Source organism: Pseudomonas sp. LBUM1652 (assembly GCF_059716105.1).
The window spans coordinates 4,589,749-4,615,901 of the sequence record NZ_CP166804.1; the positions used below are offsets into that span (position 1 = coordinate 4,589,749).

General features: G+C 59.2%; 30 protein-coding genes. 3 read left to right on the forward strand and 27 right to left on the reverse strand.

Annotated elements, in window-relative coordinates; genetic code table 11:
• Positions 1-74: 74 nt before the first annotated feature.
• Positions 75-413, forward strand: a complete 339-nt coding sequence (locus ACA069_RS20615) for a hypothetical protein (protein ID WP_187677775.1) — start codon at positions 75-77, stop codon at positions 411-413.
• Between the two features lie 44 nt (positions 414-457).
• Positions 458-712: a hypothetical protein gene (locus ACA069_RS20620; protein ID WP_123453211.1), complete on the forward strand. Its 255-nt coding sequence runs from the start codon at positions 458-460 to the stop codon at positions 710-712.
• A 97-nt stretch (positions 713-809) separates the two neighbouring features.
• Here ACA069_RS20620 and ACA069_RS20625 read toward each other — a convergent pair whose 3' ends face one another.
• The 27 genes from ACA069_RS20625 to ACA069_RS20755 all read right to left on the reverse strand — a co-directional run bounded on the left by ACA069_RS20625 (position 810) and on the right by ACA069_RS20755 (position 25,445).
• Positions 810-1,739: a PfkB family carbohydrate kinase gene (locus ACA069_RS20625; protein ID WP_497615114.1), complete on the reverse strand. Its 930-nt coding sequence runs from the start codon at positions 1,737-1,739 to the stop codon at positions 810-812.
• Positions 1,732-3,198: a purine-cytosine permease family protein gene (locus tag ACA069_RS20630; RefSeq protein ID WP_497615115.1), complete on the reverse strand. Its 1,467-nt coding sequence runs from the start codon at positions 3,196-3,198 to the stop codon at positions 1,732-1,734. The genes ACA069_RS20625 and ACA069_RS20630 overlap by 8 nt, the downstream gene beginning before the upstream one ends.
• Positions 3,199-3,366: 168 nt before the next feature.
• Positions 3,367-4,365, reverse strand: a complete 999-nt coding sequence (locus ACA069_RS20635) for an ADP-ribosylglycohydrolase family protein (RefSeq protein WP_497615116.1) — start codon at positions 4,363-4,365, stop codon at positions 3,367-3,369.
• The gene (locus ACA069_RS20640) at positions 4,362-5,075 is read right to left on the reverse strand and encodes a GntR family transcriptional regulator (RefSeq protein WP_187677779.1); all 714 of its coding nucleotides are present in this window, start codon (positions 5,073-5,075) and stop codon (positions 4,362-4,364) included. Before ACA069_RS20640 ends, ACA069_RS20635 begins: the two co-directional genes overlap by 4 nt.
• A 246-nt stretch (positions 5,076-5,321) precedes the next feature.
• Entirely contained in the window at positions 5,322-6,290 is a 969-nt protein-coding gene (gene araH, locus ACA069_RS20645; RefSeq protein ID WP_103306713.1) for an L-arabinose ABC transporter permease AraH, read from the reverse strand.
• Positions 6,291-6,302: 12 nt separating this feature from the next.
• Positions 6,303-7,847: an L-arabinose ABC transporter ATP-binding protein AraG gene (araG, locus tag ACA069_RS20650; protein WP_187677780.1), complete on the reverse strand. Its 1,545-nt coding sequence runs from the start codon at positions 7,845-7,847 to the stop codon at positions 6,303-6,305.
• A 70-nt stretch (positions 7,848-7,917) separates the two neighbouring features.
• The gene (locus ACA069_RS20655; protein ID WP_187677781.1) at positions 7,918-8,922 is read right to left on the reverse strand and encodes a substrate-binding domain-containing protein; all 1,005 of its coding nucleotides are present in this window, start codon (positions 8,920-8,922) and stop codon (positions 7,918-7,920) included.
• A gap of 144 nt (positions 8,923-9,066) precedes the next feature.
• Positions 9,067-9,885 (reverse strand): SDR family oxidoreductase, encoded by an 819-nt coding sequence (locus ACA069_RS20660; RefSeq protein WP_489879011.1) that lies wholly within the window; start codon positions 9,883-9,885, stop codon positions 9,067-9,069.
• Positions 9,886-10,155: 270 nt separating this feature from the next.
• Positions 10,156-11,031, reverse strand: coding sequence for an SMP-30/gluconolactonase/LRE family protein (locus tag ACA069_RS20665; protein WP_497615117.1), 876 nt, complete (start codon positions 11,029-11,031; stop codon positions 10,156-10,158).
• A gap of 36 nt (positions 11,032-11,067) precedes the next feature.
• Positions 11,068-11,784 (reverse strand): FadR/GntR family transcriptional regulator, encoded by a 717-nt coding sequence (locus ACA069_RS20670; RefSeq protein WP_187677784.1) that lies wholly within the window; start codon positions 11,782-11,784, stop codon positions 11,068-11,070.
• Between the two features lie 142 nt (positions 11,785-11,926).
• Positions 11,927-12,487, reverse strand: coding sequence for a DUF1285 domain-containing protein (locus tag ACA069_RS20675; protein ID WP_187677785.1), 561 nt, complete (start codon positions 12,485-12,487; stop codon positions 11,927-11,929).
• Between the two features lie 15 nt (positions 12,488-12,502).
• Positions 12,503-13,108, reverse strand: a complete 606-nt coding sequence (locus ACA069_RS20680; protein ID WP_497615118.1) for a DUF4823 domain-containing protein — start codon at positions 13,106-13,108, stop codon at positions 12,503-12,505.
• A 92-nt stretch (positions 13,109-13,200) separates the two neighbouring features.
• The gene (locus ACA069_RS20685; protein ID WP_401270856.1) at positions 13,201-14,169 is read right to left on the reverse strand and encodes a GTP 3',8-cyclase MoaA; all 969 of its coding nucleotides are present in this window, start codon (positions 14,167-14,169) and stop codon (positions 13,201-13,203) included.
• A 137-nt stretch (positions 14,170-14,306) separates the two neighbouring features.
• Positions 14,307-14,945 carry a TetR/AcrR family transcriptional regulator gene (locus ACA069_RS20690; RefSeq protein ID WP_007908276.1) on the reverse strand — a complete coding sequence of 213 codons (639 nt, stop codon included), beginning with the start codon at positions 14,943-14,945 and terminating at the stop codon, positions 14,307-14,309.
• 340 nt (positions 14,946-15,285) lie between these two features.
• Entirely contained in the window at positions 15,286-16,071 is a 786-nt protein-coding gene (locus ACA069_RS20695; protein WP_497615119.1) for a TatD family hydrolase, read from the reverse strand.
• 15 nt (positions 16,072-16,086) lie between these two features.
• The gene (locus ACA069_RS20700) at positions 16,087-16,443 is read right to left on the reverse strand and encodes a PilZ domain-containing protein (protein ID WP_007950801.1); all 357 of its coding nucleotides are present in this window, start codon (positions 16,441-16,443) and stop codon (positions 16,087-16,089) included.
• A gap of 42 nt (positions 16,444-16,485) precedes the next feature.
• Entirely contained in the window at positions 16,486-17,469 is a 984-nt protein-coding gene (locus ACA069_RS20705) for a DNA polymerase III subunit delta' (RefSeq protein WP_187677789.1), read from the reverse strand.
• Entirely contained in the window at positions 17,462-18,094 is a 633-nt protein-coding gene (gene tmk / locus ACA069_RS20710) for a dTMP kinase (RefSeq protein ID WP_187677790.1), read from the reverse strand. The genes ACA069_RS20705 and tmk overlap by 8 nt, the downstream gene beginning before the upstream one ends.
• A 19-nt stretch (positions 18,095-18,113) precedes the next feature.
• Positions 18,114-19,283 (reverse strand): endolytic transglycosylase MltG, encoded by a 1,170-nt coding sequence (gene mltG, locus ACA069_RS20715; protein ID WP_497615120.1) that lies wholly within the window; start codon positions 19,281-19,283, stop codon positions 18,114-18,116.
• A gap of 3 nt (positions 19,284-19,286) precedes the next feature.
• Positions 19,287-20,102 carry an aminodeoxychorismate lyase gene (pabC, locus tag ACA069_RS20720; RefSeq protein WP_497615121.1) on the reverse strand — a complete coding sequence of 272 codons (816 nt, stop codon included), beginning with the start codon at positions 20,100-20,102 and terminating at the stop codon, positions 19,287-19,289.
• Positions 20,102-21,346: a beta-ketoacyl-ACP synthase II gene (gene fabF, locus ACA069_RS20725; protein ID WP_187677793.1), complete on the reverse strand. Its 1,245-nt coding sequence runs from the start codon at positions 21,344-21,346 to the stop codon at positions 20,102-20,104. The genes pabC and fabF overlap by 1 nt, the downstream gene beginning before the upstream one ends.
• Before the next feature lie 108 nt (positions 21,347-21,454).
• Entirely contained in the window at positions 21,455-21,691 is a 237-nt protein-coding gene (gene acpP, locus ACA069_RS20730; RefSeq protein WP_003442511.1) for an acyl carrier protein, read from the reverse strand.
• Positions 21,692-21,887: 196 nt separating this feature from the next.
• Positions 21,888-22,628, reverse strand: coding sequence for a 3-oxoacyl-ACP reductase FabG (gene fabG, locus ACA069_RS20735; RefSeq protein ID WP_095188588.1), 741 nt, complete (start codon positions 22,626-22,628; stop codon positions 21,888-21,890).
• Positions 22,629-22,644: 16 nt separating this feature from the next.
• A complete protein-coding gene (gene fabD / locus ACA069_RS20740) occupies positions 22,645-23,583 on the reverse strand; it encodes an ACP S-malonyltransferase (protein ID WP_187677794.1) in 939 nt (312 codons plus the stop codon).
• A gap of 123 nt (positions 23,584-23,706) precedes the next feature.
• A complete protein-coding gene (gene plsX, locus ACA069_RS20745) occupies positions 23,707-24,717 on the reverse strand; it encodes a phosphate acyltransferase PlsX (RefSeq protein ID WP_187677795.1) in 1,011 nt (336 codons plus the stop codon).
• A 4-nt stretch (positions 24,718-24,721) separates the two neighbouring features.
• Complete coding sequence (rpmF, locus tag ACA069_RS20750; RefSeq protein ID WP_003179396.1) at positions 24,722-24,904, reverse strand: 50S ribosomal protein L32; 183 nt, start codon at positions 24,902-24,904, stop codon at positions 24,722-24,724.
• Positions 24,905-24,917: 13 nt separating this feature from the next.
• A complete protein-coding gene (locus ACA069_RS20755; RefSeq protein WP_095188591.1) occupies positions 24,918-25,445 on the reverse strand; it encodes a YceD family protein in 528 nt (175 codons plus the stop codon).
• A 105-nt stretch (positions 25,446-25,550) separates the two neighbouring features.
• On the opposite strand from ACA069_RS20755, the gene ACA069_RS20760 reads away from it, so the two are divergent.
• Complete coding sequence (locus ACA069_RS20760; RefSeq protein WP_489879003.1) at positions 25,551-26,129, forward strand: Maf family protein; 579 nt, start codon at positions 25,551-25,553, stop codon at positions 26,127-26,129.
• Positions 26,130-26,153 lie beyond the last annotated feature (24 nt).

The window sequence follows — 26,153 nt, forward strand, 5'->3', positions numbered from 1 at the left end:
TCGATCATCAGGCACCAATCCAAAACCAGGGCAGACCAACACAAGGTAAGGATTCCAATCACTGGAGAAGCCCTATGATTCCGTCAAGGTTGACCGCTCTTGTCTTCACCGCCCTGCTCTGCCCCGCAGCCTTCGCTGCAACCGCGGCAGGTACCGGCCCTACCGATCCGACCCCTCCGCGAGCCCCCGCCATCAACAGTGCCCCCGGCATGAATACCGATGGCTCGGGTGTTCCGTTGATCAACCAGCCCCCAGCCACCGGCACCGATCCTCGCACGCAAGGCAGTGATCCCGGTCGCCAGGGCGGCATGAACACCCCGGATTCCCCTGCAACGCCAGACAACGCCGGCCCCGGCGTCGGCTCGAAAACCACCACCGGTGGCTCGGGTTCCGAAGGGTCCGGTCAGCAGTAGTTCGCCGACGCGAGCGTCCTATTCACATCCATGAAGAGGTAACCATGAACGTCGATAAAAACCTGGAAAAAGAAGTCCTCACCCGCCTGCTGCACGCTCACCCGAGCGGACTGGGCAAGGAGGTGCTGGACAATTACCGGGGCGAGAAAGTCGTGGCCAGCGCCCTCGCCGCTTTGCAGGAACGTGGACTGATTCACCATGGTCATGTGACCTGCAACGAGGCCGGCGAACATTCGTTGCACCTGCCGATCAAGCTCAGTGCCGCCGGCGTTGAAGCGGCGCGCAAACTCGATAGCTGACACCGTCTGACCCTGTAGGAGCTGCCGCAGGCTGCTCCTACAGGGGCCTGTGATTGGCAAAGATGCAATGTGGGAGCTACCTAGCGATAGCTATGGATCAGTCACCGCAGGATTCGCGGATTAACGCATCAACCTCAGCACTCCCCGGCGAAGTAGCCGGCCCCCACCGCGTCACCGCCAGTGCCGCCGCCGCATTCGCCCGCCGCGCCGCTTCATGGGCTGACAACCCCTGCGCCAACCCCGCGACAAATACTCCCGCATGGGCATCACCGGCACCGTTGCTGTCCACCGCTTTCACGGCAAACCCCGGCACATGCCGACGCTCGCCACGCTGGTGAATCCAGCAACCCTGCGGCCCGTCGCGCACCACCATCAGCACATCCTTTGGCAGATGCTCGGCCAGACGATCCAGCGCCACGCCAATGTCTTCAGCCCCGGTAAACCGCAACGCCTCGACACTGTTGCTGGTCCACACATCGATGCGCGGCAGCAATGCCTGCATCAACGGTGAATCCGGCGACTCCACCAGCGGTCCCGGATCGAACACCACGTTGATCGTGGCCGGCAACGCCAGCGTCCAGTCGAGCAACGGCTGAGCCTTGCCTTCATGCAACAGGCTGTAACCGCTGACGTAAACATAGTCCCCGGCTTCGGCGGGGACGCTGTTCAAATCCTCGACCGTCACCTCACCTTCAGCGCCGATGTAGGAAATGAAACTGCGCTCGGCCGACGCATCGGTCAACGCCACACACAAACCAGTGTCGCGTTGTGCCGCCGTGCTGATGCCAATGTGAATGCCTTCAGCGTCCATCGCCTGGCGCGCCAGATCACCGAAACGCCCCGTGCCATGGCGACCGAGATAAACCACCGGCAGGCCATTACGCACTGCCGCAGCCATTACGTTGAAGCCGCCGCCGGCCTCGAAACCGGCGGACTGCGCCAGCACGTCGCCGCCGATTTGTGGCAGTTTATCCACGGCCATGACCAGGTCGATGATGACCTGGCCGGTGTGCAACATCTTAGGCATGAGCATTCTCGGTTTGCGCGGCACGGCGATCTTTCGCCCCGCCCAGTACAAAGTAAATGCCACCGGCGACCACGAACGTCACGATCCAGCCGAGGCCGTTGTGGCCCAGCCACGAGTCGGACAGGAAGCCTTTGAACCAGACATTTTCCGCGGTGGTGCCGATGGTGGTGAAGCTGAAACCGAGCACGATAGCAATCGCCCACGCGCCGAACGCACGCCACTCGACGCCGCCGCGATACCAGTAAGCGCTGCTCGGGCTGACGTCGAGCAAGTCTGTCGGGCTGTAGTAGTGACGGTGAATCAAGTCGACCACGAAGATCCCGACCCATGCCGTGATCGGCACCGCCAGCAAGGAAATGAAAGTGATAAACGGGCCGTAAAAGCTGTCGGCGATCAACATGAAGTAGATCGAACCGGCAAAGATCGCAACGATATCGACCACCACCGCGTAGACGCGTTTGACCTTCAGGCCGAGGGTCAGCGTGGTCAAACCGGCGGAGTACACCGACAGGTTGTTCGACAGCAGCAGACCACCGAACGCGGTAATCAGGTATGGCACGGCCATCCAGGTCGGCAGCATGTCGCGGATCGCCACGATCGGGTCAGTCGCCGACGCGAGGTCGTTGTTGCCCACCGAGAGCAGGCCGCCGAGGGTGATCAGCAGCACCAGCGGAATGCCGGCGCCGAACGCCGCCGAGGCCACCAGACGCGCGGCTTTGACGCTGCGATGTTGATAGCGCGACATGTCGGCGCCCGCGTTGGCCCAGCCGATACCGGTGCCGGCGGCCATGGTGCCGATGCCGATGATCATTGCGCTCATCGGCGCAGGTGTAGCGTTGAACACCGCGCTCCAGTCGATGGTCGCGCAGAGGAAGCCGCCGACCAGAATGTTCAACGCGCCGAACACGTAGGTCGCCCACTTCTGGATTACCAGCAACGTGGCATGGCCGAGGCCAGAGACTGACAGGGTCAGCAGGACGAAAATCGCGATGAAGATCAGCGTCAGCACCGGCGCACTTTTCGCTTCAACCGGCGAGCCGAACAGGATCGAGCACAGCGACAACAAGACGAACGCGGCGGTGGTGGTGTTGACGGTTTCCCAGCCCAGCCGCGACATCAGCGAGACCAGCGTCGGGCCGATGTTGCCGCGTACCCCGAAGATCGCTCGCGACAGGGTCAGGCTCGGCGCTCGACCTCGACGGCCAGCGATGGAGATGATCCCGACCACCGCAAACGAACCGGCAGCGCCGATGATCGCGACGATGATCGCCTGCCAGATCGCCAAGCCGCGAAACGCAACCAGCGTGGCCCCCAGCGGCAGGCCGAGAATGGAAATGTTAGCCGCGAACCAGACCCAGAACAGTTGCAGCGGATGCCCGTTGCACTCAGCTTCCGGGACCGGCTCGATGCCGCGGGTTTCCAGTTGCCCGGCGCTTTGCCCGGCGTTTGATGAACTCATGAAAGTGCTCCTGTTGCCTTTTTTGTGTTTATGGGCAATTCAATAACCTGCACATCCCCTGTAGGAGCTGCCGCAGGCTGCGATCTTTTGACCTTGATTTTGTGGCGGGCTGAAGACTGTTGAAGATCAAAAGATCGCAGCCTCCGGCAGCTCCTACACAGGGGGTGCTCAGCGCAGAGTAAGGAGTCCTTGCACCAACGGTTCCAGCTCAAGAGCATTGACGGTTTTCACCGTCTCGATCATCGGCGCAGGCCAACTCTCAAGACCCAGGCAGGCCCCAAGCATTGCCCCGAGTATCGCGGCGATGGTGTCAGTGTCTCCGCCAAGGCTTGCAGCCATGCACAACGCATCAAACGCGCTCATCTCACCGACGGCCACTTGCTGCGCGAGCGCGAACGACACCACCACCGATTCCTGCGACGCCACCGAAGTGCCGATCACGTCGTAGAGCAGATCCGCCAGCAACGCTTTGTCGCTGTCGACGCTGATACTGCGTGCCCAACTGATGCGCGACGCGATGCGCCCACCGGCCACCCAGTGCCCGTGCGACTCCGCTTGTTGAGCAATCTGCTGACCGAGGTTCAACGCCTCGCCCAGATCCATGCCATTAATGCCGGCGGAAACCACTGCCGCCACCGCCGCCGCGCTGGAAATCCCCAGCGTGGTGTTGTGGGTGACCTGACAGGCCTGCACCACCGCCGCGATAAAGCGCTCGGGATCGGCAACGTCCGCCGCAATCCCCACCGGGGTGATGCGCATCGCCGCGCCATTGGTGGTGCCGTAGCGTCCGGCCTCTTCCGGTGAATGCCCGGCGAGGATCATTTCAATAGCGCGTTTGGTCGACGGGCCAAGCAAATCCTGCGAGCCCTTGGCCTGCATTTCGGCTTCCCATTCGATCAGCCGTTGCGCAAGGATCGCCGGCTCGATCCGGCCCTTGCCTTCGATCAACAATTCGCCAACCAGAATCGCCTGTTCGGTGTCATCGGTGATCGAGCCTTTGGGCATGTTTGCAGCGATCGGTTGCAGCGGGCCAGCATCCTGCAGATCGGTTATCTGGCCGAAGCGGGCCTTGATCGTTTCGCGGTTCAGCGATTGCGTCGGCATGCCCAGCGCATCACCGAGGGCCAGGCCATAGAAAGCGCCAAGGGCACGGTTAAGCGTGGTCATTTTGATTCTCCAAATTGCAGGTGCATGCGGAAATGCACCGGATCGAGCAGGCTTTCGACCTGCTCCATGAAACGGTTCTGCCGGTCGTAAGTGGTACGCAAGGCTTTGAGGAATACGGTGCCGACCGGACGGCCGAGCAGCTCGGCATCTTCGGCATTCAACGGTTCGGCGCCGATCCACTGATCGCCGCGCTCGCCGATGTAGCCGTAGGCGGCCAAGGTGATGGTCAGGGAATTATCGATCAGACCGACTCGCGGCAGGCTTTCCAGGCCGCCGGTGGCCGGCATCAAAGAACGTTCGAGGGACACCAGCGTGCCGTCGTTGGAACGGCGACGGCGGTCGAGGGTGATGAATTGGTCGGTGCCGAAACGCGACAGCAAGTCAGTCCGAGTCACGGCTTCCAGGCGCAACACTTCGGTATTGACCAGCGCCCCGCTGTCGGCCAGCGCCTGCGCCCAGCCGCTGCGCTGGTCGAGCACAACACCGTCAAACGTGACGATGGAGCCGACCCCGCTTTGCGTGGCGATGTATTTGCGCCGCTTCAGTTCGGCCAGCGCTTCGCGCAGCGTGCCACGGCTGACCTTGAATTCTTGAGCCAACTGATGCTCGCCGGGCAACAGAAAGCCGTCCTCCATGAGGCCGCTTTCGATGCGCCGGACGAGTTCGTCGACCACCCGTTGTTTCTTGTCAAATCGTACCTGTCTAATCATGTACAAATTGATAACCGAAACGGGGTTGTGTGGGCAAGAGATATTTTTTGGGAGTGATCACCCTCACCCTAGCCCTCTCCCGGAGGGAGAGGGGACTGATTGGGGGATGCTTCAGAGATACGCCGACCTGAGCGTGCTTTAACGAATCCACAATCGACTGGATTCTTCAGGTCAATGTAGAGCGCAAGACACCTCGGTCGGCCCCCTCTCCCTCCGGGAGAGGGCTGGGGTGAGGGGCTTTTGGTCTCAGCGCTGTTTCAGACGGTCAATAACCACAGCCAACAACAAAATCGACCCACGAATCACATACTGATAAAACGTATCGATATTCTTCAGGTTCATCGCATTCTCGATGATCGCCAGAATCAACACCCCGGCAATTACATGCCGAATCATGCCGATCCCGCCGCTCAGCGACACCCCGCCCAACACGCAAGCCGAGATCACCGTCAGCTCAAAACCTTGGCCGATCATCGGCTGCCCGGAGGTCATCCGCGACGCCAGAATCACACCGGCCAACGCACCGATCACGCCATGCACGGCGAAGATGATGATTTTGGTCCGATCAACGTTCACACCCGCCAGCAACGCCGCTTCCTGGTTGCCACCGATGGCCATGGTGTTGCGCCCGTAGGTGGTGTAGTTCAGCAACCAGCCGAAAAACAGGAAGCAGACGATGGTGATCAGGATCGGCACCGGCACGCCGAACAACTGGCCATTGCCGAACACGAAGAACGATTCCTGCGACACGCCGACCGCTTTGCCGTTGGCAAAAATGTAGGCCAGACCACGGACAATCTGCATGGTCGCCAATGTGGTGATCAACGCATTGACCCGCAACTTGGCAATCACGATGCCGTTGATCAGCCCGACAATCAGGCCCATCACCAAAGCTGCACTGACGCCGAGGAACACGCTGTTGGTGTCACGCATGACCACCGCCGCGACCACGCCGGCGCAGGCAATCACCGAGCCTACCGACAAGTCGAAGTGCCCGGACGCCAGGCAATACAGCATGGTGCACGCGGCAATCCCGGTGGTGGAAATCGCCAGGCCGAGGCCACGCATGTTCAGCGGCGAGAGAAAGTTGTCGATCAACAGCGTGCAGGCCACGAAGATGCCGACGGCTGCCAACAGCATGACCCAGTCATCGAGGAAGCGCCGCATATCCAAAGGTTTGCGCTCGGTCGGCAGGGTTTCTTTCTGGGTTGTCATCATAGTCACCTCTCAGTTCGCCACGCCGTCAGCGCGGTGGCGTGGCAAAGCCAGTTGCAGCAGGTTGGATTCATTGGCCTGGTCACGGCTGACTTCGCCGCGCAGGGCGCCTTCGCACAGCACCAGGATGCGGTCGGAAATGCCCATCACTTCCATCAGGTCGCTGGACACCACGATCACCGAAATGCCGTCAGCGGCCAGGTTATGGATGATCTGGTAGATCTCGGCTTTGGCACCGATGTCGATGCCACGGGTCGGTTCGTCGAGCAGCAGGACTTTCATTGGCATCGACAACCAGCGGCCGAGAATGGCCTTCTGCTGATTGCCACCGGAAAGGAATTTGATCTGCTGGCCGGCGTGGGGCGTTTTCACTTTCAGCGCCTTGATCTGCTTCTCGGCGTTGGTCTTTTCCCAGAGTCCGCGCAACAGGCAACCGAGACCGGAGTGCGCGCCACGGGCGCTGATATTGATGTTCTCGGCGACGCTGGCCAGCGGGATGATCCCTTCCTTTTTACGATCCTCCGGGCACAGCAGAATCCCGGCAGCAATCGCATCGCGGGGTGAACGTAACTTCAGCTCGTGGCCACGCAGTTCGAGGCGTCCGGCGGTATTGCGCTCCAGGCCACTGAGCAAACGAAACAACTCGGTGCGCCCTGCCCCGACCAGACCGAACAGCCCGAGAATCTCGCCTTTGTGCGCCTCGAAACTGATCGGCTCGCGCAGGCCCGGCCCGAGCAAGCCGTCGACTTTCAGCGCCACCGCGCCGCGCGGACGATTGCGATAATCGTAGATGTCCTGAATGTCGCGTCCGACCATGCAGGTCACCAGTTGATCGTGGGTCAACTGGCTCATGTCCTCGAAAGTACGCACGTAGCGACCGTCCTTGAACACGGTCACCGCGTCGCAAATGCGGAACACTTCTTCCATGCGATGCGAGACGTAGAGCACGACTTTACCCTCGTCACGCAAGCGCCCGATGATCGCCATCAAGCGGTCGATCTCACGGGCCGAGAGGCTGCTGGTCGGCTCGTCGAAGGCGATGACATGGGCGCCGCGCGACAGGGCCTTGGCGATTTCCACCAATTGCCGCTGGCCAAGTGACAAGCGTCCGACCTTGGTCTGCGGATCGATTTCGTCGGCCAGGCCTTTGAGGCAGTTCAGGGCTTGCTGACGTAAAACGCCGCGATTGATCAGGCCGAAACTGGCGGGCAAGTGACCGAGAAACAGGTTCTCTGCCACGGTCATTTCGGGCACCAGATGCAGTTCCTGGTGAATCACCGCCACGCCGCTGCCGATGCTGTCGGCAGTCGATTTAAACGCCATCGTCTGCTCGCCGATCTGCAACTCGCCGCTGCTGGGGATGTAAGCGCCACCGAGGATTTTCAGCAGGGTCGACTTTCCGGCGCCGTTCTCGCCCATCAAGGCGTGGACTTGGCCGGGATGGGCGACGAAGCTGATGCCGTCCAACGCTTTCACGCCGGGAAAGGTTTTGCCGATCCCGTTGAAGCGCAGGCTGCCGCCAGCGTTGTGTTGTGTTGTTTGTACTTGCGCGTGCATTTAAGCCACCTCATCGCCGTGTTCAGAACGGCCTGATCAAACGGCCCGGTTGCCCGGGCCGGCGTTGCCGTCAGTTCCACAAGCCGATTTTTTCCAGCTCTTGCTTGAAGTTCTCGCGGGTGATCAGGGTGACGTCGTCCATGGCGGTGTACTTCGGTGGCTCTTTGCCGGTGGTGACCCACTCGTACATCATCTCGGCAGTCTTGTAGCCTTCGATGTGCGGGCTCGGCAGCATGGAACCGTAGAAGCCGCTGTTGGGCTTTTTCAGTTCGCCGATGGCGTCGGTGCCGTTGATGCCGATACCGATCACGTTGGCCGCAGCGAAACCGGCCGCTTCGGTGGCGCGCACGCCGCCAAGCACGGTGTTGTCATTCATGCCGCCGATGATCAGGTTCTTCGCCGCACTCGGCAGTTTCACCAGCGCCGAGTTGGTCGCGTCCATGCTGCCCGGCACGTCGAGGGTTTTCAGGGCGGCGAAGAGGATGTGGTCTTTCGGCATGCCGGCCTCTTCCAGGGCTTTGACCGAGCCGTCGGTGCGCTTCTTGCCGGTGTCGAGTTCGTTGTAGGTGTTGACCACCGCGTAGGTGTCTTTCCAGTCCCAGTTACGTTTTTTCGCTTCGGCGGCCATCGCGGCGCCCTGCTTCTGACCGACTTCGAACGCGGCCATGCCGAGGTACGGCACGTCTTCCATGAACTTGCCGTTGGCGTCGACGAAACGATCGTCGACAGCAATCACTTTTAGGTCATTGAGTTTGGCTTTAGCCATGATGGCCGGCCCGAGGGAAACGTCCGGTGGGCAAATCACAAAGCCCTTGGCGCCATTGGCGGCCAGGCTATCGATGGCCGACAACGTCTTCTCGCCATCCGGCACGGCGATCTTGATCAGTTCAAAACCCTTGTCCTTGGCGGCTTTCTCGGCGAATGCCCATTCGGTCTGGAACCACGGTTCTTCGGCCTGTTTGACCAGAAAGCCGATTTTCACGGTATCGGCAGCGAGCAGCGCACTGCTCAGGCTGAATGCGCTGACCGCCAGCGCGGTAGTGCACAGGGTACGAATCCCGAAACGACGTTTCATAAGCTGACTCCTTGTTATTTTTTTTGAGCAATATTTGAAAAGCGTTAATGCGTTTGAAGCGTGTTACTGCAAAGCCTGTCGAAAATAGTCATATCGTATGATGATTGGATTTCAAGCGGACTTATACGCCTGAAGCCCGTTCGCTCAGTCGTGGTACATCACCGAGCGACCACCATCAATGGTGATGCATGAAGCGTTGATAAAAGGTGCTTCGTCACTGGCCAGAAACACTGCCGTCATCGCCACTTCCAGCGGCTGGCCAATGCGTTTCGGCGGATGCAGATCGAAGGCACGCTGACGCTCGGCGTGCGGGTCGGCGAAACCGTTCCAGTAATCAACGTTGAGTTGGGTTTCGATGTAGCCGGGCGCGATGGCATTGACGCGAATGCCCTTGGCCGCGTATTCGATGCCCAGCGCACGGGTCAGACCGAGCAGGCCGTGCTTGGCCACCGGGTACGGGAAGCAGCCGGGAATGATGTGTGAAGAATGGGTCGAGGCGATGTTGATGATGCTGCCGACGCCCTGCTCGATCATCTGCGGCAATACCGCTTTGCAACCGTACCAGGCGCCGTCCAGATCAATGGCGAAACAGCGATGCCAGTCTTCTTCGCTCATCTGCAGCGGATCACGGAACACGTTGACGCCGGCGCAGTTGACCAACACGTCGATGCGCCCATGCCGTTCGACGGCGAGTCTTGCCATGGCGTGGAGATCCTGCTGGCGCGACACATCTGCCTTGAGCGCCTGCACGTCCGCGCCCTGCTCGCGCCAGTGGGCGGCAACCTTCTCGACCTTCTCGACTTGAATATCGCTGATCAGCAGTTTCGCTTGCTGCGAGGCGAAGGCCGCGACGATGGCTTCACCGATGCCTTGGGCAGCGCCGGTCAGCAGCACGACTTTGTTTTTCAGGCGCTCACCCTTGGGCGGTGCGGGCACCGGCGGCAGGGAAAGAGGTTCAGCCATGAATCAGGACTCCTGTTCGCAAGCGCAAAAAAACCGGGCATCTGACGATGTCCGGTCTGGAAAGCGTTTGAAACAAAACAGGCAGGCGCCGATGACAGCATTGAGCTGTTGCGAGACGCCGACTCCGTTGAGGAGTGCGATGGAAATTCGCTGCATCACTTCACCTGTTTTGTTCTTTTTAAGTGTGAGTGCGTGTTACTGCTGGAGCCGACTATAAACCCGACCAGCAAATAATCTCAATATATAATTTTACATCCCATATTTTGGGATCTAACCTGCAAAACGCGTACAGAGCTTTCCTGCGACATCGACCCGCAACGACAGCACGGCGCCATCCAACGGATGGTTGAGCGGGCTGTGGGCGCTGGTGATGTACAGGGTCTTCAGATCTTCGCCGCCGAATACGCAACTGGTGGGTCGGCTGATCGGCAAATCAATCTTGCGATCGACTTTGCCTTCAGGCGTCAGGCGCAACAGGCAACTGCCGTCCCAACGCGCGTTCCACACATAGCCTTCACTATCCATGGCCGAACCGTCCGGACCGCCCTGTTGATCGGGGCCGTACCAGATGTAAGCGGTGTCGAGATTGCCGTCGGTGTGAACGAAATAGCGATAAAGCGTGCTGTCGAGGCTGTCACCGAACAGCAACGTGCTGCCGTCGTCGCTCCACAGCAGCGTGTTGGGAATCCCCAAACCGCGCAGCAGCGGCGTGACGCGTTTATCCGGATCAATACGGAACAGTCCACCCGAGCGGCGGATGATCGGCAGGTCTTCGCCCTGCTCGCCGATGTTGTTTTGCATGGTGCTGAGCCATAACCGGCCCAGGGCATCACAGCGAGCTTCGTTGGCGCGGTTGCCGGGTTGCGGATCAGCAACGCAGAACAGGGTCAGGCGCGGGTCGAGTCCCGGAGAACCGAGATCGAGGCGATAGACGCCACTGCTCAGAGTCACCAGCGCATCACCGCTGGCACAAGGAATGAACGCCGACACATGCTCGGGCATTTGCCAGATCTGCACGTTCTGGCCGATCAGGCGCAGGGCTTGCTTGCCAGCAATATCGACCCAGTACAGCGCTTGCGTTGGTGCGTCCCAGAACGGGCCTTCGCCGAGTTTGGCGCGGTGTTGGGTCAGTGCGGTCCAGGTCATGGCGATCCTTCTTTGTTGTTTTTAGTGTGTGGGTATTTAGCCGGCTTTTTTGTCAGCCATGACTTTGGGGTAAAAGCGTTTGATCGCCAGGTCCGCATTGTCGATCAGTGTCATGCAGGCCCATACGCCCCGCGCGGAATCGCGAGCGGCGATGGCGTCGGCCATGTCTTTGTGGATCGGCAAGGTGCGACGCAGTTCATCGGGGTCGGCGGCGGAGACTTCGAACGACACCGCAAGCAAGGCGCCCAGGGCCGGGACCATTTGTTCGATGAACTGATTGTGGCTGGCAGCGAGAATGCATTCGTGGAACGTCTGGTCGGCGCGGTTGTAATCCTTGCTGCTGTCGACCGCCCGCTCCAGCGCGTTATAGGCCAGTTGCACCGCCTCGATCTGCTCGAGGGTCGCTCGCTCGCAAGCCCAGCGCACGGCCATGGGTTCGATGGTGCGGCGCAAATCAAGCAGGTCATCAACGAAGTTTTCCGGCAGGCCGTTGCGCGACAGCCAACCGACCACTTGCGGATCGAACAGATTCCAGCGCCGCACCGGCAACACGCGAGTGCCGACTTTCGGCCCGACTTCAAGCATGCCTTTGGCGACGAGGGTTTTGATGGCTTCGCGGATGACCGTGCGGCTAACCCCGAGCTGTTCGCCCAGATCGGCCTCGACCTTGATGGTCTGCCCAGGTTTCACCTGACCAGCGGCGATCCAACTGCCGAGCCAGTCGACCGTTGACGCATGAAAGCTGCTGGACATGAACACCTCAAAGCGGATCGCGATGGGTGTCCACGCTAATCATCATACGATTGGGTGTCAACGACAAAAAAGATCGCAGCCTTCGGCAGGTCCTACAGGAGATTGCATTCCAAATGTAGGAGCTGCCGAAGGCTGCGATCTTTTAAGGCTCGAGTCCGATGCGGAAGAACTCACCGCTGCTCCAAACCCCAAGCCAGCGCTGGCCATCGATTTCGCGACTGACCGCCAACTCCACCAATTGGTAGAACACATTGCGGTGGATCAACGCCTCGAGGTTGGTGCGCACGTGCACATACGGCGCAGGCTCTTGCGTGGCAGGATCAATCTCGACGCGGATCGGATGCTCGGGCCCCGCCTCGGCGGTTTCGTCGACGTTGGTGGTAAAACGCAGCACCTGCGCCTCGCCCTCGCCTTCAACCTCCACGGCAATCGCTACAAACGGCGCGTCGTCGACTTTGATCCCGACCTTTTCGACCGGGGTAATCAGGAAATAATCATCGCCGTCGCGGCGGATGATCGTGGAGAACAACTTGACCATCGGCTTGCGCCCGATCGGCGTGCCCAGGTAATACCAGGTGCCGTCTCGGGCGATGCGCATGTCGATGTCGCCGCAGAAGTCCGGATTCCACAAGTGCACCGGCGGCAGGCCTTTGGTTTTGGGGATCTGTCCCAACAGGTCATTGGCTTTTTGCGGGCCACTCATGGCGTACTCCTTGGCTTATTGGTCGCCGACCCCCAACAGGCTGCGTGCATATTGAGCAAGCGGAGGGCCGATCAGGTCTTCGGGTTTGTTGTCGTGGAACGTCAGTAAACCGCCACGACTCTTGATACGTGCAGTATCAATCAAATACTGGGTGCTGGTCTCGATCAACATGATCTGAATCACGCCGCCATCGATGCCCAGGCGATCCACGTACTCCTGATCGAGCCATTCATCGGAGTTACCAATGCGGTCGTCGGCCTTGGCGAAACGCGTGTACAGCAGGTAATGAGCACCCGCATCGCGGGCTTCACCCATTGCCTGATCAAGGCCTTCGGGCGCGCGCGCGCGACGGACCATCGGGAAATACTCGACAAAACCCTTGAAGGCTTCCTCTGCCACTACGTTCGGTCGCGGATACGAACCACCCGGTGGTGCAAAGGCGCCCTGAGCGATGTAGATGAACGAGTCCGGCTGAATGCGGAAGTTGTTCACGCGGCGGCTGTCGCTGTGATCCAGCAGCCCCGCGTCGCTCATGTGGTAGCGAGTGCCTTCGGCCATATCGCTGACATTCATGCAGCCGCTAAGCGCCAAAACGGCCAGCAGCAAAACCAGGCTACGCATCCTCATCCTCCAGAAGCCGGTGACGGAAAACCGGCGAATGGCCGTTGAATGCAGCTTTTGCGCCAGCTCGAGGGTATGGCGAATGCGGTTCTTCAGCCGCCGATGATTTTCATGACCGTCGCGCCGCCAGAGAACGCCACTTCCTGCTTGTCACCCAAGGCTTTGACCAGCAGCCTTTGCAGCGCCGGCAGCGCTTGATGACGTGGTTTATCCAGCAGATCGCCGACGTAATGGCGATTGCTCGACGACAGGCAACCGTGCAACCAACCGGTCGACGACAAGCGCAACCGCGAGCAAGTCCGGCAAAACGGCACGCTTTCGTTGGCAATCACGCCGAAGTTACCCAACCCGGGAATAGAGTAACGCACGGCCGTGGCGTCCACGGGCGCATCGGTTTGCGCGTACTCATAACGCTCGCCAATGAGCTCCAGCAACTGTTGCAGACTGACAAACTGTTGCAGGAAAGCATTGGAGTCTTTGGCCAGGTGGCCCATGCGCATCAGCTCGATGAAACGCAGTTCAAATCCACGCTCAAGACAGTAATCAAGCAGCGGCATCACCTGATCGAGATTCTGCCCGCGCAACGGCACCATGTTGACCTTGATCTTCATTCCTGCCGCTGCGGCTTGATCCATGCCGTCGAGCACTGTGGCCAGGTCGCCGCCACGGGCAATACTGCGAAACGCGCTGGCGTCGAGAGTATCGAGGGAAACATTGATCCGGCGCAGACCGGCGTCTACCAGCAGCGGGAGCTTTTTGGCGAGCAGTTGACCATTGGTGGTCAGGCTGATGTCGTCCAGCCCCATCTTGCCGACGGCGGTCATGAACGATTCGAGTTTGGGGCTGACCAGCGGCTCGCCGCCGGTAATACGCAGGCGCTCGATGCCTGCGGCTTCGATCAGATAGGCCACGCCGCGTGCCATGGCTTCGGCCGACAGTTCATCCTGCGCAGCGACCAGCCGCTTGCCGTTGGGCACGCAGTAGGTACAGGCATAATTGCAGGCTGAGGTCAGACTGATCCGCAAATTGCGAAAACGCCTGCCTTGACGGTCAACGATCATGATCACTCCGGCGATTGAAAATCGAGCCGCTAAAACTTGACTCACAAATCAAGTTTTAGCAAGCCCTATGCCTGAGTATATTCCTGCGGTACTGCGCCATGTAGCGAAATCATGGCGCAATAAGGGAAGTGAATGGCTCAGCTGCTCGGCGTTTCCGGGTCGCGCTTGCGCTTGTTGCCCATGCGCACCCCGATATCCATCAGGAACTGGAAGAAACCTTCCTGATCTTCCAGCACATTGCTCCAGAACGGCGAGTGATACAGCGCCACTGCGCCGTGCACCAACGCCCAGGAAGCGCAATAGTGGAAATACGGCGGCACATCTTCCAGCTTGCCTTCGCTGATGCGGCCCTTGATCAGCAAGGTGAGGCGTTCGAAATTCGAGGCACGGATCTTGTGCAGCTCCTCGACCATCTCCGGCACCTGATTGCCCTTGACCACCTTTTCTTCGAGGCGATCAAACAGGCGATAACGCTGAGGGTCACGCATGCGGAATTCGAAGTAGGCGCGGGACAGCGCTTCCTTGTCCTTATCGACATCGGCGGAATGCAGCAGCTCGTTCAAATCGCGCTCGTAATCGAGCATCAGGCGCAAATAGATCTCGGCCTTGGACTTGAAGTGCTTGTAAATCGTGCCTTTGCCGATACCCACGGCATCAGCAATCATCTCGACGGTGACACTGTCTTCACCTTGGTCGAGGAACAGCTTGAGCGCGGTATCGAGAATTTCTTGCTCGCGGCGACGAAACTCACGGACCTTACGAGGTTCTTTGTGCATAAGAAAAGGTCTGAAGGGTCAAAATTCGAAGCCGCGTATTATGCCTAACTTGCGCAAAAATGCACGGATCATCCGACCATATCTGTGTTTCTTGTTCGTTTTGGGAACGTTTGGGGTGCAATGAGAACTCAACTGAAGCGAACGTATTCCAAATTTGTTTAAAAACCCCGACCGGCTAACTGGACTGCACGCCAGACTGATCAATACTTGAACTGTCGGGCGGCATCTCCCCCAAGTGCCGCGCCGATAAAGGTACCAAAGGACCGCGTGCCTTTGTTTTACTCCTAATGGTCTTAACCCGGATTCACCCCCCAGAACCCGGGTTTTTTTTGCCTGCGATTCAGCCTTTTACATGGGCCAACGGGAACAACCGCTTGAAGTTCTCGGTGGTCTGCTCGGCAAAACGCTCATAGTTTTCGCCGCGCAGCATCGCCAGAAACTCGGCCACTTCGCGCACATATTGCGGCAGGTTCGGTTTGCCACGATAAGGGATCGGCGCCAGATACGGCGAATCGGTTTCCACCAGCAGGCGATCCGCCGGGACTTTGCTCGCCACATCGCGCAAGGCGTCGGCATTGCGGAACGTGACAATGCCCGACAGCGAAATGTAATAACCCATGTCCAGCGCTGCTTTGGCCATGTCCCAGTCTTCGGTGAAGCAATGCAGCACGCCGGCCTGGGGCAACGCCGCTTCACGCAGCAGCTCAAGGGTATCGGCGCGGGCGCCACGGGTATGGATGATCACCGGTTTGCCGGTTTGCTGCGCCGCTTGCAGGTGCAGGCGGAACGACGCCTGTTGCAGCTCGGCGGCTTCCGGCTCGTAGTGATAGTCCAGACCGGTTTCGCCGATCGCCACCACTTTCGGGTGATTGAGTTCGTGCAGCAACCAGTCCAGCGCTGGCGCCGCGCCGGGCTGCACATCCAACGGATGCACCCCGACCGAACAGTCGACGTCTTCGTATCGGTCGGCCAGAGCTTTGACGTCAGCGGCGTTGTCGGCGCTGACGCCGATGCACAGAAAGTGCCCTACCCCGCGCTCGCGGGCGGCATCGAGTGCAGCATCCAGCGAGCCGTCATGGGCGGCGAGGTCGAGGCGATCAAGGTGACAATGGGAATCTACGAGCATAAAAGAGACTGCAACTTACATCGTATGAGTGGGACGGTCGGACTTGAGGGCTCCGGCCAGATGGGTTTCGATGCGACTGCGCGCGGTGTTATCGCCATCGTTGAACTGCACGCCGACACCCGCCGCGCGGTTGCCTTGCGCACCTTTGGGGGTAATCCAGGCGACTTTACCGGCCACCGGAATCTTCTCCGCCTCATCCATCAGGTTCAGCAACATGAACACCTCATCGCCCAACTTGTAGCTTTTGTTGGTCGGGATGAACAGACCACCGTTCTTGATGAACGGCATGTAGGCCGCGTAAAGCACTGACTTGTCCTTGATGGTCAGGGACAAAATGCCGTTGCGCGGCCCCGGGCTGACGGGTTCATTCATATTGACCTCCACTGCTGATGTTCAGAGTCTAGGTACACATTCTTATCTTTGGCCAGGCAATCCTGCCCATTGCACCAACAACGCTTCCAGCAGCAACGCCGGATTAAGGTTGGCCTTGCTCATGACTTTCTGCCGTTGAGCGAGAATCCAGTCCTGAATATCGAGCACTTTACCCTGCGCACTTTTCTGCGCGAGATACTGCACCACCTTGCGCATGTCGGTCAGACCGAGCCCGGCTTCATCCTGAGTCAGTTGATAACGCAGGATCAAGCTCGACCAGTCGCAGAACCAGTCGAACAGACGCAGCATCGGAATGCTTTTCCATTCTTCGGCCAGTTGCGTCGGCGATTGCTGCTGCTTGAGCAGTTTCTTCACCCCTTCAACTACCTGCGCGCGCTGTTCGCGAACGCCTTGGGATTGAAGACTGACCGCCGCCAGTGGCGAACCGGCCGCCAACGTCAACAGCTCGACACGCTCCTCTGCGGAACATTCCGGCAGCGCCTGCGCCAGCCATTGCAGGCTCATGGCCTCGCCCGGCAGCGGACAGGCCTGCTGCACGCAACGGCTCTTGATGGTCGGCAACAACCGGCTCGGCTGGTGACTGACCAGCAACAGCACGGTATCGCCGGAAGGCTCTTCAAGACTTTTGAGCAAGGCGTTGGCGGCGTTGATGTTCATCGACTCCACCGGCTCGATCAATACGACCTTGCGACCGCCCAGTTGCGCGGTCTGCACCACGAAACTGACCAGATCGCGCACCTGATCGACCTTGATTGCCTTGTCGGCTTCTTCCGGCTCGAGGATGTAATTGTCCGGATGGCTCCCGGCCCTGAGCAACAGACAGGATTTGCATTCGCCGCACGCTTCGGGCGTGGGCCGCTGGCACAGCAGACTGGCCATCAACCGCTCCGCCAATGCCCGTTTGCCGATCCCGGCCGGGCCATGCATCAGATAGGCATGTGCGTGCTGCTTACGTCCGGCCAGTTGCTGCCAGAGGCTGTCTTGCCATGGGTAGGCCTCAGCCACGGGCCAGCTCCAGCAAGTTCGGGAGCAACGTATCCAGCGATTGCTGAACCTTGACCAATGGCTGACCGGCGTCGATCCGCACATAGCGCGCAGGATCGGCTTCAGCCCGCTTCAGGAATGCGCTACGCACCGCTTCAAAAAATGCCCGGCCTTCCAGTTCGAAACGATCGAGACGACCACGAGCGCTGGCGCGAGCCAGACCGATTTCTACCGGCAGGTCGAAAATCAGGGTCAGGTCCGGACGCAGATCACCTTGCACAAAGGTTTCCAGCGCGGCGATCCGCTCCAGCGACAAACCGCGGCCGCCGCCCTGATAGGCGTAAGTCGAATCAGTGAAACGATCGCACAACACCACCGCACCGCGTGCCAGTGCCGGGCGGATCACTTCAGCCAGATGCTGAGCGCGCGCGGCGAATACCAGCAACAGCTCAGTGTCCGGGTTCATGACTTCGTCGGCCGGGGCCAGCAGCACGTCGCGAATCCGCTCGGCCAACGGTGTTCCGCCGGGCTCGCGGGTCAGCACCACTTCGATACCGGCGGCGCGCAGGCGCTCGGCGAGGTATTCGCGGTTGGTGCTTTTACCGGCGCCTTCCGGCCCTTCCAGGGTAATAAACAAGCCAGTCACAGGCAGTCCTTAATCAAAGTCATTGCGTGTTTTGTGGTGCTGCTGCTTCCGGTGCAGGTTCCTGGGGAGGAACCGATGGCAGCGACTCTGGCGCAGTATCCGGTGATGCCGCTGGAATCGCTTCCTCAGTGGCCGGAGCCGCTTCAGGCGTCGTCACTGGCGCCGGGCTTGAGCGGTAATCCGCACGTCGCTTGAGTTGGAACTCTCGCACCGCGCTGTTATGGGCATCGAGGTCGTCAGAGAACACATGGCTGCCGTCGCCACGAGCTACAAAATAGAGACTGCTACCGTCCACCGGGTTCAGTGCCGCATGAATCGCTTCGCGCCCGACCATCGCAATCGGCGTCGGCGGCAAGCCAGGAATCACATAGGTGTTATACGGCGTCGGCTCCTTGAGATGAGCGCGGGTCAACTTGCCGGTGTAGCGATCACCCAACCCGTAGATCACGGTGGGATCGGTCTGCAACTGCATACCAAGCGCCATCCGGCGCACGAAAACCCCGGCAATCTCACCGCGCTCTTGCGGCACACCGGTTTCTTTCTCGACCAGCGAGGCCATGATCAGCGCTTGATAGGGTTCCTTGTAAGGCGCATCGACGGAGCGCTTTTCCCACTCCTTGGCCAGCACTTCATCAAGACGATCAAAAGCCTTTTTCAGCAGTTCGGTATCAGAAACTCCGCGTACGAAGCGGTAGGTATCAGGGAAGAAACGACCTTCCGGGAACAAGCCCTTGTGGCCAATCTTCGCCATCACGTCACTGTCGCTCAAACCATTGAGGGTCTGCTCGATCTTTTCATCTTTCGCCAAAGCGGCGCGCACCTGATGAAAATTCCAGCCTTCGACCAAGGTCAGGCTGTACTGCACCACGTCGCCACGCTTCCACGAATCGATCAGTCCATTGACGGTCATGCCGGGTTGCATGCGGTATTCACCGGTGTGGATCGGCGTACCGGCAAGATTGAAACGCCAATAGACCCGAAGCCAGAAAGCGTCCTTGATGACGCCATCGGTTTCAAGTTCGAGGAAAGTACGGGTCGGTGTAGATCCTTTCGGCACATCCAGCAGTTCTTCCTGCGTGATGTTCAGAGGCTGTTCCAGTGCGGAGTGAATCTTCCAGGCGCTGGCGCCCAACAACAGCCCTGCCAGAACCAGTCCGGTTTCCAGCAGCAGCAAAAGTTTACGTCTCACGAATCAGGCATCCAGTAGGGCGCGGGAAATGGTTTGCAGTTTACGGGTGAGCGGGCCAACCGGCCAGCTCAGTGCAGCGTAGGCACGTACCGGCCAGACGCCATACACGCTGTTGCAGACAAACACTTCATCGGCCCATTGCAGTTGATCAAGGCTGATGTCGGCGATTTGAGTGGAGATGGCCAATGACTCGGCCTGAAACAATATTTCTGCACGCATCACACCAGCGACACCGCAACGCTTCAGATCGGGCGTGACCAATACACCGTCACGCACCAGAAACAGATTGCTGAAAACACCCTCAATGACCCGACCAGCCTGATCGAGCATCAAGCCTTCGGCGTGCTCGCTGTCTTGCCATTCGGCGCGAGCGAGCACTTGTTCCAGTCGATTGAGGTGTTTGAGTCCAGCCAGCAAAGGTTGTTTGGACAATCGCGTGCTGCACGGAAACAGGCGAACGCCCTGTTCGGCATGGACGGCGGGATAAGCGGCGGGTGGGTTGCCTTGCAGAATGCGTCGGCCCGGCGCCGCGGGATCGGGCGCATAACCGCGCAAACCGTCGCCACGGGTGAGGATGAGCTTGAGCACGCCCTCGCTCATCGCTGCCGCATAGCTCAGCAGCTCCTGGCGAATCAGTTCGATATCGGCCGCAATGGCCAGACGCGTGCAGCCATCGGCCAATCGCATCAGGTGTCGATCCAGCAATAACGGTTGGCCGCCACGCACGGCGATGGTCTCGAACAGACCATCGCCGTAAGCCAGGCCGCGATCTTTCAGCGACAGAGCGTCAGCCGGTTGACCGTCGACCCAGCTGTCCATCAGCCCGCGAACCGACGGAACGCCAAGGTGCCGTTGGTACCGCCAAAACCGAAGGAGTTGGAGAGCACGACATCGATGTCCATGTTGCGCGCGGTGTGCGGCACAAAATCGAGATCACAGCCCTCATCAGGCTCTTCAAGGTTGATGGTCGGTGGTGCCACCTGACTGTTGATCGCCAGTACGCTGAAGATTGCCTCGACTGCGCCCGCCGCACCCAACAGGTGACCGGTCATGGACTTGGTCGAACTGACCGCCAGCTTGTAGGCGTGATCGCCAAACACCGACTTGATCGCGTTGGCTTCGGCGAGGTCGCCGGCCGAGGTCGAAGTGCCGTGGGCGTTGATGTATTGCACTTGATCGGCGTTGATTTTTGCATCGCGCAGCGCATTGGTGATGCAACGAGCCGCACCGGCGCCATCGGCGGGGGGCGAAGTCATATGGAACGCATCGCCGCTGGTGCCAAAACCGATCAGCTCGGCGTAGATGGTCGCGCCGCGCGCCTTGGCGTGCTCGAGTTCTTCGAGCACCAGAGCACCGGCACCGTCGGACAACACAAAGCCGTCACGGCCCTTGTCCCACGGACGACTGGCGCGAGTTGGCTCGTCGTTGCGGGTCGACAGCGCACGGGATGCGCCGAAGCCACCCATACCCAGACCGCACGCGGCCATTTCGGCACCGCCGGCGATCATCACGTCAGCTTCGTCGTACATGATGTTGCGCGCCGCCATGCCGATGCAGTGCGTACCAGTGGTACACGCTGTGGCGATGGCGTAGTTAGGCCCCTGTGCACCCAGATGGATGGACAGGAAACCGGAAATCATATTGATGATCGAGCCTGGCACGAAGAATGGAGAAATTCGACGCGGGCCCGTCTCATGCAGAGTACGGCTGGTTTCTTCGATGTTGGTCAGACCGCCGATCCCCGAACCCATGGCCACGCCAATGCGTTCACGGTTGGCGTCAGTGACTTCCAGACCGGCATTGCGTACGGCTTGAAAACCCGCCGCGAGACCGTACTGAATGAACAGATCGAGCTTGCGCGCTTCCTTGACCGACAGGTATTCCTCGACATTGAAGCCCTTCACCGAGCCGCCAAAGCGGGTGGAATAGGCAGAAAGGTCGGTGTGTTCGATCAGACCAATGCCACTGCGGCCAGCCAGAATGCCCTGCCAACTGCTCGGCACATCCGTGCCCAGTGGCGACAACATACCCATACCGGTGACTACGACGCGTCTACGCGACACAGCACTCTCCTTTTTCAAATGACGATTTTGCATCAGGCCTAAAGAAAAAACCGCACGCCATGATGGCAGTGCGGTTTTTCCATGACAGCAAGCAACGATTACAAGCTATTAAGCCTGGTGGTTAGTAACGTAATCGATTGCAGCTTGTACAGTAGTGATCTTCTCAGCTTCTTCGTCAGGGATTTCGGTCTCGAATTCCTCTTCCAGAGCCATCACCAGCTCAACGGTGTCAAGGGAGTCGGCACCCAGGTCTTCTACGAAGGAAGCGGTGTTGACCACTTCTTCTTCTTTAACACCCAGTTGCTCGGCAACGATTTTCTTGACGCGCTCTTCGATGGTGCTCATACCTTGTTTTCACTCCTAATGGACAAATTCAGGCAGCTGGCCAGTGGGTAAGTGTATAGAAAGACTTTTCAGCTTTTCAACTGAAAGCTTCACTCCTCAAACCCTGCGACCCTCTGCCTATAAATAGATTGCAGCTTTATAACGGATTTTAGACAGCTCGTATGACATTTTTTTGAAGCAATCCGTCACATTTTACTTACATGTACATCCCACCGTTCACCGGGATTGTAGCCCCAGTAACGTATGCCGCACCGTCGGATGCAAGAAAAGCGACCACAGACGCGATCTCTTGAGCTTGTCCCAGACGACCCAGCGGAATCTGCGTCTGCAAGGCTTCACGCTGTGCTTCAGGCAGCTCGCGGGTCATATCAGTGTCGATAAACCCTGGGGTTACCGAGTTGACCGTAATCGAACGCGAACCGACTTCACGCGCCATTGCACGGCTGAAACCTTCCAGACCGGCCTTGGCGGCTGCATAGTTTACTTGGCCTGCGTTGCCCATGGCACCCACCACCGAGCCAATACTGATAATTCGACCCCAACGCGCCTTGGTCATGCCGCGCAGAACGCCCTTGGACAGGCGATATAGACTGTTCAGGTTGGTATCGATCACGTCGTACCATTCATCGTCTTTCATGCGCATCATCAGGTTATCGCGGGTGATACCGGCATTATTGACCAGAATCGCCGGCGCACCGAACTGTTCCTGAATGCTCGCGATCACTTTGCTGACCGACTCGTCACTGGTCACGTTCAGTTCCAGACCGGTGCCCTGAATGCCGTGCTCTTTCAGAGTGGCGGCAATCGCCTCGGCACCCTTGGCAGAGGTCGCGGTGCCAATAACGATGGCGCCCTGACGACCCAGTTCCAGTGCGATAGCCTGGCCGATACCGCGGCTTGCACCGGTTACCAGTGCAACTTTACCTTGCAGACTCATGCAAGCTTCTCCTGATTCAGGCTTGCGCTGCGCGAGCGGCAGCGAAAGCGTCTGGGGTATTGAGGTTGGAAGTCGCAACGCCTTCGGCGCAACGTTTGTTCAGACCGGCCAGTACTTTGCCCGGACCGCATTCGACCAGATTGGTCGCGCCCTTCGCGGCCAGAGTCTGTACCGACTCGACCCAGCGAACCGGCTTGTACAGTTGTTCGAGCAGATCACGCTTGAGGGTTTCCAGATCGGCCGGCACTTGCGCGCTGACGTTCTGCACCACCGGGATCTGCGGCACCTGCCAGTCGATGGCGGCGATGGATTCGGCAAAGCGCTCGGCAGCCGGACGCATCAGTTCGCAGTGCGACGGCACGCTCACCGGCAGCGGCATGGCGCGCTTGGCGCCACGGGCCTTGCAACCTTCGATGGCACGCTCAACAGCAGCCTTGGCACCGGCAATCACGACCTGGCCAGGCGAGTTGAAGTTGACGGCACTGACCACTTCGCCTTGTGCCGCTTCGGCACAGGCAGCCAGCACGTCGGCATCTTCCAGACCGAGGATGGCAGCCATGCCGCCCTGCCCGGCCGGAACAGCTTCCTGCATCAGTTGACCACGGCGCTCGACGAGTTTCACCGCGTCAGCCAGTGTCAGACTGCCAGCAGCAACCAGGGCGCTGTATTCACCCAGGCTGTGACCGGCAACAAAGGCCGGACGCGCACCACCTTCAGCCAGCCACAGACGCCACAGGGCGATCGAGGCGGTCAGAATGGCCGGTTGGGTTTTATCGGTTTGATTGAGCAGCTCTTCCGGCCCCTGCTGGGTCAGTGCCCACAGGTCATAGCCCAGAGCATCGGATGCTTCTTTGAAAGTTTCGAGGATCAACGGATGTTGCGCGCCCAGCTCGGCCAGCATGCCGAGGGACTGCGAACCCTGTCCTGGAAAGACGAATGCGAGGGAAGCAGACATGTAACAAGCCCCTAATGATCTTGTCGTCGGAGAATGACGCCCCGCTTGGGGACGCAAGAAACTGACAGTTGGATGGCCCTTTGAACCGGGCGGTCACATTTAAGCATTGTCCGACGAAAACGCCTAAGACAACAGATCCTCCAGACGACCGTGGAGGCGCTCGGGAAGATTCTCCTGAATCTCGATCAGGGCACGGGAAATCGCACTCTGAAAGCCCTGAACCCCAGCCGAACCGTGACTTTTCACCACGATACCCTGCAAGCCGAGGAAGCTTGCGCCATTATGTCGCGCCGGCGCCAGATCAGCCTGCAACCGCTTCATCAGCGGCAACGCCAGGGCACCGACAGCGCGGGAGGCAAGATTCTTTTTGAACAGCGCCTCGATGCGCGCAGCAATCATCGTCGCCAGGCCTTCACTGGACTTGAGCAGGATATTCCCGACAAATCCATCGCAGACCACGACGTCCGCTTCGCCACGATACAACCCGTCACCTTCGACGAAACCGATGTAATTGATGCCTCGGGCAGCCTGCAGCAGAGTAGCAGCCAGCTTGACCTGCTGATTGCCTTTGATGTCCTCGGTGCCGATATTCAGCAACGCCACGCGTGGACGGGCAATGCCGAGCGTCTGCGCGGCCACCGAACCCATCACCGCAAACTGCAAAAGGTGCTCTGCACTGCAATCTACGTTGGCGCCCAGGTCGAGTAACTGGCAATAACCTTTCTGCGTGGGGATAGCAGCAACCATCGCCGGCCGGTCGATGCCGGGCAACGTCTTGAGTACAAATCGCGACAGAGCCATCAGCGCACCGGTATTGCCGGCACTGACGCAGGCCTGAGCCTTGCCATCACGCACCAGCTCAAGGGCGACACGCATCGACGAATCGGGCTTGCCACGCAAGGCCTGAGTCGGCTTTTCGTCCATGGTGATGACCTCGGACGCCGGAAAAATCGTCAGGCGCGCGCGATCGGCAGCCGATTGGCCGTTGATCAATTCTTCAAGAAGGGAGGGTTGACCGACGAGGGTCAGGTGCAGCGAGGGCGTAGCAGACAGGCAAGCAAGGCTGGCCTGAACAATGCTGCGGGGACCGAAGTCCCCGCCCATTGCGTCAATCGCGATGACTTGAGCGGACAAGTGATTACTCGTCAGCGCCCTTGTCGATCACTTTACGGCCACGGTATACGCCTTCTGGCGATACGTGGTGACGCAGGTGAACTTCACCAGTGGTTTTTTCTACAGACAGGGTGCTAGCCTCGAGAGCGTCGTGCGAACGGCGCATGTCACGGGCAGAGCGGGATTTTTTGTTCTGCTGAACAGCCATAATTGATTAACTCCTAAACGTTTGGGTCACGCTTTAACTGCGCCAATACACTGAACGGGTTGGACCGCGTTACCTCGTCCTCGCTCGGTTCGGGCTCATCTGCTCCCGCCGGCTGCTGGCATTCTTCCGGATGATGAGCAGGCACAATGGGCAAAGCGAGCAAAAGCTCTTCCTCGACCAGTGACTGCAGATCCAATGGATCTTCGCCCAGTTCCAGCACGTCATAACCTTTCGGTAACGACTGGGTATTCGCACCCTCCTTCACTACAGCGTAACTGCATTCGCTGTGGATCGGCAGGGTGACCAGCTCAAGACAACGCTGGCAAACCATTTTGACTTCGGTGTCGATAAAGCTGTGGATTACCACAGATTTACGTTCATCTCGTTCAAAAACGAATTTCGCCTGCACCGTACCGACATTGTCGGAAAGCGGGTCGCAGAGTCTCTTCAAATCGGCCAGCAGCAGTTCACCTTGAAGGGTGGTGCCACGGTCAGCCAATTTGCGCGGGTCAACGTGAGGTGGAATCGGGTCATTCAACATAGGCGCAGCATTATAGGGATGCACCCACCCATGTCAAAGGAAATTGTGCCCTGTCCGTCACTTGCGTGCCTCCGCTAGAATCCGCACCTGCCTCAGGAGACGCGAATGCTGCCTTTATTACTCGCTTCAAGCTCGACTTATCGCCGCGAATTACTCGCCCGCCTGCACCTGCCGTTCGTCTGCAGCTCGCCAGATATAGATGAAAGCCACCGCCCCGGCGAATCGGCAATCGACCTGGTCAAACGCCTCGCCGAACAAAAAGCCCGCGCACTTGCCGACAGCCATCCCGCTCATCTGATTATCGGCTCGGACCAGGTGGCCGTCCTCGGCGCTCAGATCATCGGCAAGCCGCACACCTTCGAGAAGGCCCGCGAACAGCTGTTGGCTGCCAGCGGCGCCAGCGTGACCTTCTTGACCGGCCTGGCCCTTCTCAATAGCCAGACCGGCCAATGTCAGGTCGATTGCGTGCCATTCACCGTACACATGCGTCAACTCGACGTGGCTCGCATCGAGCACTACCTGCGCATCGAACAGCCTTACGACTGCGCTGGCAGCTTCAAGGCCGAAGGCCTCGGCGTGAGCCTGTTCCAGTCCACTGAAGGCCCGGACGCTACCAGCCTGATCGGCCTGCCGCTGATTCGCCTGATCGACATGCTGCTGGTCGAGGGCGTGCAAATCCCATGACCACAAAAAACCGGCCATCAAGGC